Source organism: Magnetospirillum fulvum (assembly GCF_900108475.1).
In the GTDB taxonomy this organism is placed as follows: Bacteria; Pseudomonadota; Alphaproteobacteria; order Rhodospirillales; family Magnetospirillaceae; genus Phaeospirillum; species Phaeospirillum fulvum_A.
Genome location: NZ_FNWO01000007.1, coordinates 96428 through 112928, shown reverse-complemented (window position 1 = coordinate 112928; position 16501 = coordinate 96428). Strand labels below are relative to the sequence as shown.

The following is a 16501-nucleotide window of genomic DNA, read 5'->3' as shown; positions in this document are numbered from 1 at the left end:
CGTAAGGTTGTTCCGGGCCGGTTTCATGACTATAGTATAAGTCATAGCCACGCCGTCGTCCCCATCAGGGCGACGGCGGTTCGGACATCTTGATATGGTGGGGAGAGAAGACCGGGATGGCCGCTCCTTCCCGCGACCAGTTCATCGCCATAGCCACCCTGGTTTACGGGGCTTTTGGCTTCGCGTGGATTTTGTCCTCGGACGCTTTGCTGGTCCGGCTGGTGCCGGTCGCTCAGCATGGCTGGGTCGAGATGGTCAAGGGCGGCGGCTTCGTCCTGCTGACGACCGTCGCGTTGTTGTTCCTCCTCCACCGCGTTCCCGACCGCGCCCCGACTCTGCTGCCTTTGGCTGCTCCCCCCATCTCGTTTTCCGTGAAACAGGGGGGGCCATGGCCAAAATGGGCGGCCTATTCGTTTGCCATGCTGTCCTCTGTGGCGACGATAGTTTTGTGCGGTTCGATTTCCGATTCGTTCGATCACTCGACGCTGCTGATCCTGTTCGTTCCGCCGATCGTCCTGTCCGCCCTGCTGGGGGGGCTGGGGCCTGGTTTGGTGGCGACGCTGCTGGCGGCGGGAGCTGCGATTCTGCTGGCGATCGATCCCTTTGCCCGACCGGATGGCGCTTCATCCTACGATCTGGTCCAATGGCTGGTTCTGGTCGCGTCGGGGGTTCTGGTCAGCGTTTTGAGCGAGGCGCTGCACCGCCTGCGTCTTCAGGCCGAGATCCGTCGCCAGTTGCAGGCGGTGACCCTGAACAGCATCGGCGACGCGGTGATCGCGGCCGATACGGCCGGTCTGGTGACCTTTCTCAACCCGGCGGCCGAAAGCCTGACGGGTTGGAGTCTTCAAGACGCAGTCGGGCAGCCAGTGTCCCAGGTGTTCCGGGTTGTTTCCGAGGAGGATCACCGGGCCGTTGACGATCCGGTGGCCCGGGTCATCGCCACTGGCGACGTGGTCGGGTTGGCCAATCACACCTTGCTGCTGGCGCGCGACGGCCGCGAGATTCCGATCCACGACCGCGCCGCCCCGATCCGCGCCCCGGGGGGGCGGCTGCTGGGGGTGGTGATGGTGTTCGAGGACAATGCCGACCGCCGTGCCGCCGAGCGTGAACTGGCCGCCGAGCGCCGTCTGCTGCGCGCTCTGATCGACAGCCTGCCCGATCTGGTGTGGCTGAAGGATACCGAGGGCCACTTCATCATCTGCAACCCGATGTTCGAGCGGTTCGTCGGCCATCGGGAAGCCGAGATACTCGGCCGGACCGATTACGATCTGGTTCCGGGCGAGCAGGCCGATTTATTCCGCAGCAACGACCGCCGCGCGATGGAGCAGGGGCGTCCTGTCGTTAACGAGGAATGGATCTGTTTTGCCGACGACGGACGTCGCGTCTTGCTGGAAACGATCAAGTCTCCGCTCCGCAGCGCCGAGGGCAGCGTGATCGGAGTGCTGGGGATTGGCCGCGACATTTCCGCCCGCTGGCGGGCGGAAAGTGCCCTGCGTCGCAGCAGCGAGAAGCTGGCGCGGCTCGCCTCGACCGTTCCGGGTATGCTCTACGATTATTGCGAAGATAACGTGGGGATTCCCCGGCTGTTGTATGTCAGCGATTATTGCCGCGAGATTTTCGAGGTCGAGCCCGAGGCGGCGGTCGCCGATATCGTCGTGCTGCGGTCGATGATGGACCCCGACGACGGCTTGCGGATGCGCCAAGGTCAGAAGGTCGCGGCGTCGGCAGAGGAATTGTTCACCTGCGAGGTGCGGATCACCACCCCGTCGGGAAAACGAAAATGGGTCCAGTTCATTTCCCGCCCGGCACAATCCGATCTGGAAGGGGTGTTTCACCTTCGCAGCGGTCTTGCCCTCGATATCACCGAGCGCAAGCTGGCCGAGGCTTCTTTGCGCGAAAAGGACGCTTTGCTGCACGAAATGAGCAGTATCGCCCATATCGGCGCCTGGAACTTCGACGTCCTTACCCGTCAGGTCTCCCTGACCGACGAAGTTGCCCGCATCCACGGATTGGAGCCGGGCGAGGAATCATCGCTCGATCAGGGGTTGAGCCTGTTCCCCGACGACAATCGGCGCAAACTGGAAACCGCCCTGAGCGAGGCGATCGAGCAGCGGCGGCCCTATGATCTCGAACTGGAAATGGTTACCGCCAGGGGCACCCTGAAATGGGTGCGGACGATCGGCTTTCCCGTCTTGTCCGATGGCAGGGTGGTGGCGGTGCGGGGAACCCTTCAAGACATCTCCGACCGCAAACAGGCCGAGCAGGCGCGGTTGCAGGCCGAAGAACGGTTCCGCCGCATGGCCGAAACGGTCGGCGAGGTGTTCTGGTTGGCGACCCCCGATTTCTCGCGATTCGAATATCTGAGCCCGGCGTTCGAACCAATCTGGGGGATGAGCGGCCAGGATTTGTACGAGAACGGATTGGCCTGGATGAACCCGATCCATCCCGACGATAGCGAGATGGTGCAGGTGGCGTTTCAGAATGTCCGGACCGGAATCGCCTGCGACATCGAATTTCGCATTCTTCGCGGCGACGGCAGCCAATGCTGGGTCAATTCGCGCGCCTATCCGCTACGCCGGGGCGACGGAACGATCGACATGATCTCGGGGGTGGTCACCGACATTACCGAGCGCAAGCAGGCGGCGTTGCGACTGGGAGCGGCCGAAGCCAAGCTGCGGTTATTCATCGAAAACGCTCCGGCCGCGCTGGCGATGCTTGACCGCCAGATGCGCTATCTGTTCGTCAGCCGCCGCTGGCTGACGGATTATCGGCTGGAACGCCAGGACGTGATCGGCAACGGCCATTACGACGTCTTCCCCGACGTTCCCGAGCGCTGGCGCGAAGTTTATCGGCGCTGCCTGGAGGGCGCGACTGAAAAGTGCGACGAGGATCCGTTCCACCGCGCCGACGGTGTCACGGAATGGCTGCATTGGGAAATCCGGCCGTGGATGGAAGATGATGGCCAGATCGGCGGCATCCTGATCATGTCCGAGAACGTCACCGAGCGGGTGGTCTCGCGCGAGCAGGTGCGAAAGCTGTCGCTTGCGGTCGAGCAGAGCCCGAACGGAATTCAGATCACCAGCGCGGTCGGCGGCATGATCGAATATGTCAACGAAGCCTTCCTTGCCATGACCGGCTATGCCCGCGACGAACTGATCGGCCGCAATCCGAATATCGTCTCGTCGGGCCTGACGCCGTCCACCACCTACGCCGATTTGTGGCGGACTCTCTCCGAGGGCCATCCCTGGCAGGGTGAGTTCATCAACCGCCGCAAGAATGGCGAGGTATTCATTGAATTCGCAAGGATTTCTCCTGTCCGTAACGAAGAGGGAGCGATCACCCATTATCTTGCGATCAAGGATGACATCACCGAACGCAAGAGAATCGGCCAGGAGCTTGATCTCTACCGCCACCATCTCGAAGAGGTGGTGACAATGCGGACCGCCGAATTGCGGACGGCGGAAAGCAAGCTCCGTCTGATCCTTGAATCGAGCGCCGATGGGTTGTACGGGATGGATGTCGAGGGGTGCCTGACCTTCATCAATTCCGCCGCCTGCCAGATGCTGGGCTACACCCCCGCGGATTTGCTGGGGCGAGGCTCGCACATGACCTTCCACCACAGCCATGGTGACGGTGGGGGCTATCCCGATTATCTGTGTCCGTCCTTTGCCACCTTGCGTGATGGGATCGTTCGCCGCACCACCGACGAGGTGTTTTGGCGCGCCGACGGCACCTCGTTCCCGGTTGCCTATGCCGTCCACCCGATGATGCAGGAGGAGACGATCGTCGGCGTCGTGGTCAGCTTCTCCGACATCACCGCGCGGATCGAATCCGATCAGGCTCGCGAGGCGGCGCTGACCGAGGCCCAGCGGCTGGCCCGGCTGCGCCGCGATTTCCTCGCCAATATGAGCCACGAAATCCGCACCCCCCTGAATGCCGTGCTGGGGTTGGCCCAGATCGGCCGGATCGAGTGCCAGATCGACCGGGCCCAGGGTTTGTTCTCGCGCATCCTGGATTCGGGGCAGGCGCTGCTGGAAGTGGTCGATGATATCCTCGATTTCTCCAAGATCGAGGCGGGTAAGGTCCGGGCCGAGCGGGCTCCGCTGATCCTGGGGGCGATGATCGATCGCGCCGTCGCCCTGGTTTCGCACCGCGCCTACGAAAAAGGGCTGCGCTTCCGCGTCGAGGAAGCCGCCGGATTGCCGGTTTCGATCCTGGGAGATTCGCTGCGCCAGACCCAGGTTCTAGGCAATCTGCTGTCCAATGCAGTTAAATTCACCCCGGCGGGAGGAGCCGTGGTGCTGTCGATTGAAGGCGTCGGTGGCAATCTGGTGCTGCGGGTGTCCGATACCGGTATCGGGATCAATCCGGAACAGATCGGGCGTCTGTTCCAGCCGTTCGAGCAGGCCGACGGCTCGACCACCCGTCATTTCGGCGGCAGCGGCCTTGGTCTGTCGATCTGCCGCCATCTGGTCGATCTGATGCACGGCGCTATTTCGGTCGAGAGCAGTCTGGGCTCGGGCAGTCTGTTCACCGTCTGTCTACCGCTCGACCCCGTTGCAGACGATAGTCCGGTCGTAACCGAGGCGGCATCGGTGACTCTGGTCGGTCTGGACGACGATGACGAGGTCGCGGCGCTGGAAAATGCGTTGCGGATGCGGGGCTGCGCCGTGACGGTGGCGAGCGATCTTGCCGACACCCTGCCCGAGGCCGAGATTCTTGTGCTGGGCCACGCTTTCGCCGCCGATGTCGCCAATCATCTGATCTTACGCAAACTGGCTCAGTTGGGACGGCGGTTGCTGGTCGCGGTCGATCCCGGCGATGGCCGGGTGCCGCCTGGTCTGTCCGACTTGGCAGGCGGGCTCGACTGGCCGTTGCGAGCCCGGCACGTCCTTGCATTCGAGCCGGTGTCGCTCGGTTCCTCTTCCTCCTCCGAACGGCCGCTGAACGGCTATAGCGTCCTTGCCGCCGAGGACAACGAGGTCAACCGTCTGGTTCTCGACGAGATGTTGACCTTGGCTGGGGCGGTGCTGACCCAGGCCGTCAACGGGCGCGAGGCGTTGGCGATCGTCGAACAGAAGGGAGGCGCGGCCTTCGATGTCGTGCTGACCGATATCCAGATGCCGGAAATGGATGGGTACGAACTGGCGCGTCGTGTGTCGGTGCTGGCTCCCGGCCTGCCGGTGATCGGGGTTACCGCCCACGCGATGCCCGAGGAGGAGGGGCGGTGTCTGGCGGCGGGAATGGTTGCCCATGTCACCAAGCCGATCGATATGGACCGGTTGGTTTCGGTCATTCTCCGTCATGCCTGTCCGTCCCGGCCGGTCGTGACGCCCAGTTCGGACGAAATCATCATTTCGGGAATCGATTGGGACGCGCTGTCCCGCCAGTATCCCGGCCGCGAAAGCTTCGTGGCCCGGCTGACCGCCGCCGTGATCCATTCCCATGCCGACACTCCCGAGGCTCTGCGTCAAGCCGGTCGCGACGGCCGCTTGGCCGAGATTTCGCGGATCGCCCATGCAGTCAAGGGCACGGCCGGAAACATGTTCTCGGAATCGCTGCGTCGTCGGGCGATGGAGACCGAGCGGGCGGCGCTGGCCGAAGGTGCCGATGCCGACCCGTTGGCACTGGCCGAGCCGCTGGCTCTGGCGGTCGAAGCTCTGCTGACCGAAATCGAAGATCATGATCGGGCGTCGTCCGAGTTGGCGGTGCCGCAATGAGAGCCCGTCCGCGCATTCTGGTCGTCGATGACCAACTCGACAATTGTCTGGTTCTGGAAGACCTGCTGTCGGCGTCCTATGAGGTCGAGATCGCCGCCGACGGACTGGCCGCGTTGGCGGTTATGGAGCGGCCTTCGCTGCCCGATCTGGTTCTGCTCGACGTGGTGATGCCCGGTCTGGACGGGTTCGAAGTGTGCCGACGCCTGCGCGAGCGGCCGGTCACCCGCGACCTGCCGTTGATCTTCCTGAGCGGGCTGGAATCCGCCCGCGACGAGGAACACGGCCTGTCGCTCGGGGCCGACGATTTCATCCACAAGCCGTTCGTCGCCCCCCTGGTGCTGGCCCGGGTCCGCAACGTCATCGGCCGTCGCGAATCCGCGATTCGCGAACGCCAGATCGCGGTGATCGAGGCCCGGCTGGCCGAGCAGGATTCCAATGCCGCCGCGATGCAGGCGGTGATCGACCGTCTGACGGTGATGAACACCGAACTCGAACGCTATGCCTTTGTCGCCGCACACGATCTGCGCGAGCCGCTGCGGTCGGTCACCAGCTTCGCCCAATTGCTTGAACGCCATCTTGGCGACGGGCTCGACCAGACCGGGCGCGATTACCTGCGCTATGTTGTCGAGGGGGCGCGGCGGATGCACGATCTGATCGGCGGTTTGCTGGCCTATTCCTATATCTCGTCGAATGTCGGCCCGCCCACCTGGGTGTCGTCCGACGCCGCCTGTCGGGCCGCGATCGAGAATCTCGACCTTATCATCCGGGAAAGCCGGGCCGAGATCATCACGTCTGACCTGCCGATGGTGCGCGCCGACGAATTACCGCTGTTGCAATTGTTCCAGAACCTGATCGGCAACGCGGTCAAATTCCGCTCGTCCGAGCGACCGTTGCGGGTCGAAGTCTCGGCCCGTCGCCGTGAGGGCGAGTGGGAATTCTCAGTCGCCGACAACGGGATCGGCTTCGATCCGGTCGAACAGGACGTGTTCGAACTGTTCCGTCGGGTCCGTCCCCATGACGGACCCAGCGGCAGCGGCGTGGGCTTGGCGATCTGCAAGCGGATCGTCCAGACCCTGGGCGGGCGGATCGGGGTGGAATCCAAGCCCGGCCGGGGCAGCGTGTTCACCTTCACCCTGCCGTCGCCCGAGCAGCCGGAAGAGGGGGCCGCTCGCTAACGCGGATCGGGGACGAGGTGGCCCAGCAGCCCGGCGGCTCCGGTTTCGATCAGGTCGAGCACCCGCTCGAACGCCTCCTGCTCGCCGTAATAGGGATCGGGGACGTCGTGGGCACCCAGGCCGGGGGCAAAGGAGAGGAACAGCCGCAGCCGGTTCACCCGCTCGGGCGGGCAGCGTCGCCGCAACAGGTCGAGATGGCCGCGATCCATCGCCAGGATCAGGTCGAAACGCTCGAAATCCTCGGCGTCGACCACCCGCGCCCGTAGCGGTGCCAAGTCGAAACCGCGCCGGGCCGCCGCCGCGATCGAGCGGGAATCCGGCGGTTCGCCGACATGGTAGGCATGGGTGCCCGCCGAATCGGTCTGGATGTCGCCAGACAGCCCCCGTCGTTCGATCAGGGCGCGAAACACCCCCTCGGCGGTGGGAGACCGGCAGATATTACCTGTACAGACGAACAGAACCTTGACCATTGCTGCGTTCCGGTTTTCGATCACAGCCCACATTATAGCCGAGAGAACGGACCCCGCCATGCCTCAGGTTTCCACGCCCGGCAGCATCGTCGTGCTGACCGGGGCCGGTATTTCGAAAGAATCCGGCCTTGATACCTTTCGCGACCACGACGGTCTGTGGGCGCGGGTGCGGATCGAGGATGTCGCCACGCCGGAAGGCTTTCACCGCGATCCCGGGCGGGTCCAGCACTTCTACAACGCCCGGCGGCGCGAATTATCCGAAGGCGGAATCGAGCCCAATCCGGCTCATCTGGCCCTGGCTCGGCTGGAACGCGACTGGCCGGGCGAGGTTCTGATCGTCACCCAGAATATCGACGATCTGCACGAGCGGGCCGGGACGTCCAATCTGATCCACATGCATGGCGAGTTGTTGAAGATCCGCTGCGAACGCTGCCAGCGACCGATGCGCTGGGCCGCCGATCTCGAGGTCTCCAGCCTGTGCCCCGATTGCGGCCGGGCCGGGGTGTTGCGCCCCCATGTGGTGTGGTTCGGCGAGGTGCCGCTGGAGATGGATCGCATTTTGACCGCGTTGGATCGCTGCTCGTTGTTCGTCTCGATCGGCACCTCGGGCCACGTCTATCCTGCCGCCGGATTCGTCTCTGCCGTCCGCAATGGCGGTCGGGCGCGGACGCTCGAGCTCAATCTGGAGCCGTCGAACGGGGCCAGCCTGTTCCATGACGTCCGCACTGGACCGGCCTCGGAACTGGTCCCCGCTTTTGTCGATGAGGTGCTGACCTCTGTCGGCGCGATCGTCCGATGAACGATTTCGGTCGCGGATTTTGCTCGTTTCAGTCCCCTCTGTCCCCCCTGGGGGCGGGTTTGGCCTCTCTTCGTTCTATCTCAACTCTATCTTTAAGGGAAAGTCGCTTGCGGCGCTTGACTCCTGACTCAATCCGGGTAGGCATGTGCCGATTGTATCCAGGGGGGACCCCGACATGACCGCCACCCAGGCCGAGGGGACGTCCCGGAATGTGCCTGCACTGATGCTTGCCGCGATCGGCGTGGTGTTCGGCGATATCGGCACCAGCCCGCTTTACGCGATGAAGGAAATCTTTTCCGGCCCGCACGCGCTGGCGATGGATCGCGCCAACATCTTGGGCATTCTGTCGCTGGTGTTCTGGTCGATTACCATGATCGTCTCGGTCAAGTATGTGATCGTGATCATGCGTGCCGACAATCGGGGCGAGGGGGGCTCGCTGGCGCTGCTGGCCCTGGTCAGCCATGCCGCTGAGGGGAACAAGCGTCTGGCCCTGCTGGTCAGCGCGCTCGGTATCTTCGCCGCCGCTTTGTTCTATGGCGACAGCATGATCACCCCGGCGATTTCGGTCCTGTCGGCGGTCGAGGGACTGGGCGTGGCGGCTCCCAGTCTCGAACGCTGGGTGGTGCCGCTGACCTTGACCGTGCTGGCGGCGCTGTTCCTGATCCAGCGTCAGGGAACCACCGTGGTCGGGCGGCTGTTCGGGCCGGTGATGCTGGGCTGGTTCCTGGTCCTGGCGATTCTCGGCATCCGCAATATCGCCCATGTGCCGTCGGTTCTGGCCGCGCTCAGCCCGCATCACGCCTTGATGTTCCTGGTCCGCGAAGACTGGCACGCCTTTCTGGCGCTGGGCTCGGTGGTGCTGGCGGTGACCGGGGCCGAGGCGCTTTACACCGACATGGGCCATTTCGGCCGTCTGCCGATCCGGCTGGCGTGGTATCTGCTGGTGCTGCCCGCGCTGGTGCTGAACTATTTCGGCCAGGGGGCGCTGCTGCTGACCGACCCAAGTGCGCTGGCCAACCCGTTCTTTCGGCTGGCTCCCGCCTGGGCGACGATGCCGATGGTTTTGCTGGCGACGGGGGCGACGGTGATCGCCAGTCAGGCGGTGATTTCAGGGGCGTTCTCGGTGACCCGGCAGGCGATTCAGCTCGGCTATCTGCCGCGGATGGAGATCATCCATACCTCGCGGGACGAAATCGGCCAGATTTACCTGCCCTTCATCAATTGGATGCTGATGATTTCGGTGTTCGCGCTGGTGTTGGGCTTCCAGAATTCGAGCAATCTCGCCGCCGCCTACGGAGTCGCGGTGACGGGGACGATGGTGATCGATTCGCTGCTGATCGGCTCGGTGATGCTGCTGATTTGGAAGTGGACGACGCGCAAGACCGCGATTTTCGTCGGCGGTTTCCTGGTGGTCGATCTGGCGTTCTTCCTCGCCAACGCGACCAAGATTCCCTATGGCGGTTGGTTCCCGCTTGCGGTCGGGCTGATGGTGTTCACGATGCTGATCACCTGGAAGCGGGGACGCCGTCAGTTGATGGAGCGGTTGAAGGCTCACGCCTTCCCGGTGGTCGATTTCCTTGCCAGCCTGTCGGACCGGGTGCCCCGCGTGCCGGGTACGGCGGTGTTTCTGACCGGGATGTCCGAAGGCGTGCCGATCGCCTTGTTGCATAATCTGAAACACAATCGGATCATTCACGAACGGGTGGTTCTGCTGACCGTCCTGGTCGAAGAAACCCCCTTCATTCCTGAAGAGCGCAGACTGGAAAACCGGCTGATCGCTCCCAATGTCCATCGCCTCTATCTGCGCTATGGCTTCATGGAGAGTCCCAACATTCCCAAGGCGCTGGCCCAGGCCCGCAGCGATCAGCTCGGCTTCTTCTACGAACCGATGTCGGTGTCCTATTTCGTCTCGCGCGAGACGGTGATCCCGCTCAAGCGTCCGGGTTTTTCCGGTTGGCGCGAGCAATTGTTCGCCACCTTGTCCCGCACCTCCACCAGTGCTGCCGACTTCTTTCATCTTCCCAGCGACCGGGTGGTCGAACTGGGTAGCCAGGTGGAAATTTGAGTGGCGGGGGAGTCTGACATGACGACGGTTTCACCCGCACCCGCACCCGCACCCGCACCCTGCCCCCCGGTCGCGCCGGGATCGAAAGTCCGGCTGGGCGCGCTGTCGCTTGCCGCCGCCGGGGTGGTCTATGGCGATATCGGCACCAGTCCGCTTTACACCTTGAAGGAATGCTTCCATCCCAGTCATGGCATCAGCCCGACCACCGACAACGTGTTGGGGATCGCCTCGCTGGTGGTGTGGGCACTGCTGCTGATCGTCACCTTGAAATATGTCGTGCTGCTGATGCGGGCCGACAATCGCGGCGAAGGCGGCATCCTCGCGCTGCTGGCGCTGGCGTTGCGTTCGATCGGTCCCGGCCGGGCGGCGGCCGGGCCGGTGCTGGCGCTGGGGCTGATCGGGGCCGGTCTGTTCTTTGGCGACGGGATGATCACGCCTGCGGTGTCGGTGCTATCGGCGATCGAAGGACTCGAAGTGTTGACTCCGGCGCTTCACCCCGTCGTCGTTCCCTTGTCACTGGCGGTGCTGATCGGGCTGTTTCTGATGCAGAGCCGGGGCAGCGAACGGGTTGGACGGCTGTTTGGTCCGGTGATGGTGGTGTGGTTTCTGACCCTGGCCCTGCTCGGCCTTGTCCAGATCGTCGAACATCCCCGGATTCTGGCGGCGCTCGACCCGCGCCATGCCCTGACCTTCCTGTTCAACCAGGGCTGGATTGCCTTTTTGATGCTGGGCTCGGTGGTGCTGGCGGTGACCGGGGCCGAGGCGCTGTATGCCGACATGGGGCATTTCGGCAAGGCCTCGATCCGGCTGGTCTGGAGCGGATTGGTGCTGCCGGCGCTGCTGCTGAATTATCTCGGGCAGGCGGCCTTGGTGCTGGAGATGCCCGAGGCGGCGAAGAACCCGTTCTATCTGCTGGTGCCGGGCTGGGCCGTCGCGCCGATGGTTTTGCTATCGACCGCCGCGGCGGTGATCGCCAGTCAGGCGGTGATTTCCGGGGTATTCTCGCTGTCGCGTCAGGCGATGCAGTTGGGCTATTCCCCCCGTCTGGCGATCCACCACACCTCGGACGAGGAAGAGGGGCAGATTTACGTGCCCCGCGCCAATTGGGGGCTGATGCTGGGCGTCATCGCCCTGGTCGTCGGCTTCCAAAGCTCGTCCGGTCTGGCCACCGCCTACGGCATCGCCGTCACCGGAACGATGGCGGCCACCTCGATTCTGGTGATGGTGGTGGCGCGGACGTTGTGGCGCTGGCCGCTGTGGCTGTGCCTGGGGCTGGGCGGGGTGATGCTGGCGGTCGATCTTGCCTTCTTCGCTGCCAATCTGATGAAGTTCGGCCATGGCGGCTGGTTCCCGCTGCTGGTCGGCGCGGCGATGCTGCTGTTGATGGGAACCTGGCGCAAGGGGAGGGCGATTCTCGACCGCCGCCTCGCCGAGGGCGCCACCGAGTTGCGGCTGTTCCTCGAGCAGCAGAAGACCAACCCCAACGTCATTCGGGTCGATGGCACCGCGATCTACATGACCGGCAATTCGCGGACGGTGCCGCTCGCGATGCTGCACAATCTGAAGCACAACAAGGTTCTGCACCGCCGCGTCGTGTTCATGACCGTCGCGATCGACGATATTCCCCGCGTCCATGGCCGTGAACGCCTGTCAATCGAGGATCTGTCCGACGGGTTCTACCGGATCACCGTCCGCTACGGCTTTGTCCAGGAACCCGATATCCCCAAGGTCTTGCGGCTGTGCAAGGCGCTGTACGGGATCGAGTTCGACATGATGGACACCACCTTCTTCCTCGGGCACGAAACTTTGGCGCCTTCGGCCCATCACGACATGCCGGAATGGCGCGAACGCCTGTTCGTGGTGATGAGCCGCAACGCCGTACCCGCCACCGAATTCTTCCACATTCCGCCGGGGCGGGTGGTCGAACTGGGCAGCCAGATCCGGCTGTAAAGCCGGTTACGGCCCGCCGGGGTCGGGATCGGGCGCGGTCTGGGCGGGGTGGCGCAGATCGAGTTCGACTTCGAGAATGTCGCCATCGACGGTGCGGGTGGGCACAAAGCCGAGATGCTGGACGAAGGCCAGCATTCGCGGATTGTCTTTCAACACCTGCCCGGCGATCGCGCGGGTTCCGCGCGATCGGCAATAATCGATCATCTTGACCAGCAGGCGCTTCCCCAGACCGGTTCCCTTGATATCCGAGCGGACGACAATCGCGAACTCGGCCTTCTCGTTGTCGGGATCGGTGACGGTGCGGACGACGCCCACCGTCTCGCGGCCTTCGGCTACGGCGATTTCGGCGACGAAAGCCATTTCGCGGTCGTAATCGATCTGGGTCAGTCGGGCCATTTCGCTGTGTGGCAGTTCGTGGACCAGACCGAAGAAGCGGAAACGGATGTCCTCGGGCGTCAGTTTCGAGATGAAGACATGGTGGTTAGGCTCGTCCTCGGGGCGGATTGGCCTCAGCAGAGCCTTCTGACCGTCAGGGAGGGCGAACACCTCCTCCAGTTCCTTGGGATAGGGCCGGATCGCCAGATGCTCAGTGCCGGGCTTGGCCGGGGCGACCGAGATATGGGCGTCGAGCGCCAGCACGCCTTTCGAGTCGGCAAATAGCGGGTTGAGGTCGAGTTCGACGATTTCGGGGAAATCGACCACCAATTGCGACAGATGCACCAGGGTGCGGGCGATCGCCTCGCGGTCGGCGGGAGGGCGGCCGCGATAGCCTTCGAGCAGGCGGGACACCCGGGTCCGCGAGATCAACTCATAGGCCAGCGTGGTGTTGAGCGGCGGCAGCGCCATCGCGCGGTCGGCGATCACCTCGACGGCGATGCCGCCTTGGCCGAACATGATCACCGGGCCGAACACCGGGTCGGTGGCGACGCCGACAATCAGTTCCTGCGCTCCGGCGCGGCGCGCCATCGTCTGAACGGTAAAGCCGGTGATGCGTGCCCCGGGATAGAACTGGACGACGCGGTCCAGCATGTCCTGGGCGGCTTTCTCGACTTCGGCCGCGCCGGTCAGGTTCAGCACGACTCCGCCGACATCGGATTTGTGGAGGATGTCGGGCGACAGGATTTTCAGCGCGATCCGGCCCGACATCGTCGCGGCAATCCGACCGGCGTCGGCCGGGGTTTCGGCGACATGGGTCTCGACGGCGGGAATCCCATAGGCTTCCAGCACCGCCTTGGCCTCGGGCTCGTTCAGGGTGCCGCCGCCATGGGCCAGGGCGTTGTCGATCAGGGCGCGGGCGCGGGCGGTGTCGGGGACGAAATCGAGCGGGGCCGAGGCCGGGACTTCCATCAGCAAGGTCTGATTGCGACGATATTCGATCAGGTGCATGAAGGCCTGAATCGCCGCGCGCGGGGTGTCATAGGCCGGAATCCCGGCACCGCTGAACATGTGGCGGGCGTGGGCCACCGCCTCGTTGCCGACCCAGCAGGTCATGATGTTGGCGCGGGGGCGGTCCTTGCTGCTGCGGATTACGGCTGTCGCCGCCTCGGTCGGGTCCGAGATCGCGCTGGGCGCATGCATCACCAGAACGGCATCGACCGCCTTGCATTCGGTCAGGATCATCAACGCCTTGACGTAGCGTTCGCCGTCGGCATCGCCCGCGATATCGACCGGATTGCCGCGTGACCAGTTCGGCGGCAGCACCTCATCAAGCTTGGCGATCACCTCGTCGGGCAGCACCGCCAACTCGCCGTTGCGTTCGGCCAGATCGTCGGCGGCCAGCACCCCGATCCCGCCGCCATTGGTCAGGATCGCCAGTCGGCGGCCCTTGATCGGGCGCGAGCGGGCCAGCGTCTCGACCGCGCCGAAAATCTCGTCGATATCGCGCACCCGTAACATGCCGGCGCGGCGCATCGCGGCGTCGAACACCAGATCGGACCCGGCCAGAACGCCGGTATGTGAGGCGGCGGCGCGGGCGCCTTCCATGCTGCGGCCGGCCTTGATCGCCAGAATCGGCTTGTTGCGGGCGGCGGCGCGGGCGGCCGACATGAAATTGCGCCGCTGCTGGATCGTCTCGATATAGAGCAGGATCGCCCGGGTCGAGGGATCGCTGCCGAGATAGTCGAGCACGTCGCCGAAATCGACTCCGTCGGTATCGCCCAGATGGATGAAATGGGAAAAGCCGATCTCGCGCGGGCGAGCCCAATCGAGGACAGCCGTGCACAGCGCGCCCGATTGCGACACGAAGGCCAGCTTGCCCGGCCGGGCTCCGCGATGGGCGAAGCTGGCATTCAGGCCGATTCCCGGCACCAGAATCCCCATGCTGCCCGAGCCGAGAATCCGCATGTCGTGGGTGCGGGCCACCGCCAGCGTCCGCTCGATCACGCTCACTCCGTCCGGGGTAACGGCCCGATGCAACCCGTGAGTCATGATGCAGGCAGCGCGGGTGCCGCGCTGACCCAGCGTATCAAGGATGCCGGGAACGGTCTCGGGCGGGGTACAGATCAAGGCCAGATCGGGGGCCTGGGGCAGGCAGGCGACATCGGGATAGGCCAGGACGCCAGCGACCGAGGGGTGATCGGGGGTGACCGGCATCACCGGTCCGGCGAATTCCTCTTGCAGCAGATTGCGCATGACCACCCAGCCGATGCTCTTGGGCTTGGTCGAAGCCCCGACGACCGCGATTGATTGCGGTCGGAACAGCGGTTTCAGGTTGCGGATGCTCATCGTACCCCCGGGTGCGAACCTTCGCGTTAAACCAACAAGATATGCTTCGACCCCGGTGCACGGCAATCACCGACCAAGACGTCGGCTGTCGCGAACCGGTCATTGTGCCTATGCCAAGAGTTAGATTATATTGTGCGCTGCAAAATAAAAAACGCAACGGACGCCTTACACGGAGCCGACCATGCCCGAGATGATTGAAAACAGGACGTTCGACGAGATTCGGATCGGCGATACCGCTACTCTGACGCGGACCTGTAGCATGGATGACGTCGAACTGTTCGGAGTCGCCATCGGCGGGTTGAATCCAACCCATTACAGCATTGAAAGCGCAGAGAAATTCACCAGAAGCGGCAAGGTGAAGGCCCACAGCATGTGGGGATGCTCGCTGCTGTCGGCGCTGTTTGGCAACGAATTGCCGGGGGCGGGGACGTCCTATCGCAGCCAGGACATCACCTTCACCGCGCCAATTGATGTCGGCGACACGGTGACGGTGACGGTTACCGTGGTCGAGACTCTGCCGCCTCACGACGTCGTGTTCGATTGCCTGGCGACGAAGCAAACCGGCGAAACGGTCTATACCGGACGGGCACGGGTCGCGGCCCCGACGGTCAAATCGGTGCAGCCGCGCATCCAGTTGCAGGAAGCCAGCCTGCGGCGGCGCCATCACGTTTTCGAAGACATCATCGCCAGTTGCGGCGGGCTTACCCCGGTTTCGGTGGCGGTGTGCCACCCGTGCGATCAGGTGTCGCTGGAAGGTCCGGTCGAGGCGGCCCGGCTGGGGCTGATCGTGCCGATTCTGGTTGGCCCCGAGGCCAAGATCCGTCAGATCGCCGCCGAATTCTCGATCGATATTGCCGGACTGCGCATCGTCGATAGCGCTCACAGCCACGATTCGGCGGGAAAAGCGGTCGCTTTGTGCCGGTCGGGCGAAGCCGAAGCGTTGATGAAGGGCTCTTTGCATACCGACGAGATGATGCACGAGGTTGCCTCGCGCGAGAAGGGGCTGAGAACCTCGCGGCGCATCAGTCACGTCTTCATCATGGACGTGCCGACCTATCCCCGCACCCTGCTGATCTCGGATGCGGCGATCAACATCTATCCGTCGCTGGAGGACAAGGTCGATATCGTTCAGAACGCTATCTCCCTTGCCCATGTCCTGGGGGTCGAACAGCCCAAGGTGGCGATCCTGTCGGCGGTCGAGACTGTCTATCCCAAGATTACCTCGACCATCGAGGCGGCGGCGCTGTGCAAGATGGCCGATCGCGGCCAGATCACCGGGGCTCTGCTTGACGGGCCGCTGGCGTTCGACAACGCAATCAATGTCGAGGCGGCGAAGATCAAGAAGATCGTCTCGCCGGTGGCGGGGCGGGCCGACATCCTGATCGTTCCCGATCTCGAGGCGGGCAACATGCTGGCCAAGCAATTGTCCTATCTGGCCGATGCCGAGGCCGCCGGGATCGTCCTCGGTGCACGGGTGCCGATCGTGCTGACCAGCCGGGCCGACAGCGCCAAGGCGCGTCTGGCCTCGTGCGCGGTGGCGGTGCGGTTCGCCCATGCCCGCCGCGCCAAGAACAAATCCATCGCCGCCGAATAGAGCG

The 16501-nt window shown here is 64.0% G+C and carries 8 protein-coding genes; 6 read left to right on the top strand and 2 right to left on the bottom strand.

Annotated elements, in window-relative coordinates; translation table 11 throughout:
* The first annotated feature begins 116 nt into the window (after positions 1 to 116).
* Positions 117 to 5720, top strand: coding sequence for a PAS domain S-box protein (locus BLW40_RS10060; protein ID WP_074768141.1), 5604 nt, complete (start codon positions 117 to 119; stop codon positions 5718 to 5720).
* The gene (locus BLW40_RS10055) at positions 5717 to 6895 is read left to right on the top strand and encodes a sensor histidine kinase (RefSeq protein WP_074768139.1); all 1179 of its coding nucleotides are present in this window, start codon (positions 5717 to 5719) and stop codon (positions 6893 to 6895) included. Before BLW40_RS10060 ends, BLW40_RS10055 begins: the two co-directional genes overlap by 4 nt.
* Here BLW40_RS10055 and BLW40_RS10050 read toward each other — a convergent pair.
* Entirely contained in the window at positions 6892 to 7365 is a 474-nt protein-coding gene (locus tag BLW40_RS10050) for a low molecular weight protein-tyrosine-phosphatase (RefSeq protein WP_074768137.1), read from the bottom strand. The genes BLW40_RS10055 and BLW40_RS10050 overlap by 4 nt on opposite strands.
* A gap of 58 nt (positions 7366 to 7423) precedes the next feature.
* Here BLW40_RS10050 and cobB point away from each other — a divergent pair, with 58 nt between their 5' ends.
* From cobB to BLW40_RS10035, 3 genes are all read left to right on the top strand, one after another.
* Positions 7424 to 8164: a Sir2 family NAD+-dependent deacetylase gene (gene cobB / locus BLW40_RS10045; protein WP_074768135.1), complete on the top strand. Its 741-nt coding sequence runs from the start codon at positions 7424 to 7426 to the stop codon at positions 8162 to 8164.
* Positions 8165 to 8339: 175 nt separating this feature from the next.
* Positions 8340 to 10229, top strand: a complete 1890-nt coding sequence (locus BLW40_RS10040; protein WP_074768133.1) for a potassium transporter Kup — start codon at positions 8340 to 8342, stop codon at positions 10227 to 10229.
* An 18-nt stretch (positions 10230 to 10247) separates the two neighbouring features.
* A complete protein-coding gene (locus tag BLW40_RS10035; RefSeq protein WP_074768131.1) occupies positions 10248 to 12179 on the top strand; it encodes a potassium transporter Kup in 1932 nt (643 codons plus the stop codon).
* A gap of 6 nt (positions 12180 to 12185) precedes the next feature.
* Here BLW40_RS10035 and BLW40_RS10030 read toward each other — a convergent pair whose 3' ends face one another.
* Positions 12186 to 14903: a bifunctional acetate--CoA ligase family protein/GNAT family N-acetyltransferase gene (locus BLW40_RS10030; protein ID WP_074768129.1), complete on the bottom strand. Its 2718-nt coding sequence runs from the start codon at positions 14901 to 14903 to the stop codon at positions 12186 to 12188.
* Between the two features lie 181 nt (positions 14904 to 15084).
* On the opposite strand from BLW40_RS10030, the gene BLW40_RS10025 reads away from it, so the two are divergent.
* Positions 15085 to 16497 carry a bifunctional enoyl-CoA hydratase/phosphate acetyltransferase gene (locus BLW40_RS10025; RefSeq protein WP_074768127.1) on the top strand — a complete coding sequence of 471 codons (1413 nt, stop codon included), beginning with the start codon at positions 15085 to 15087 and terminating at the stop codon, positions 16495 to 16497.
* Positions 16498 to 16501: the final 4 nt, after the last annotated feature.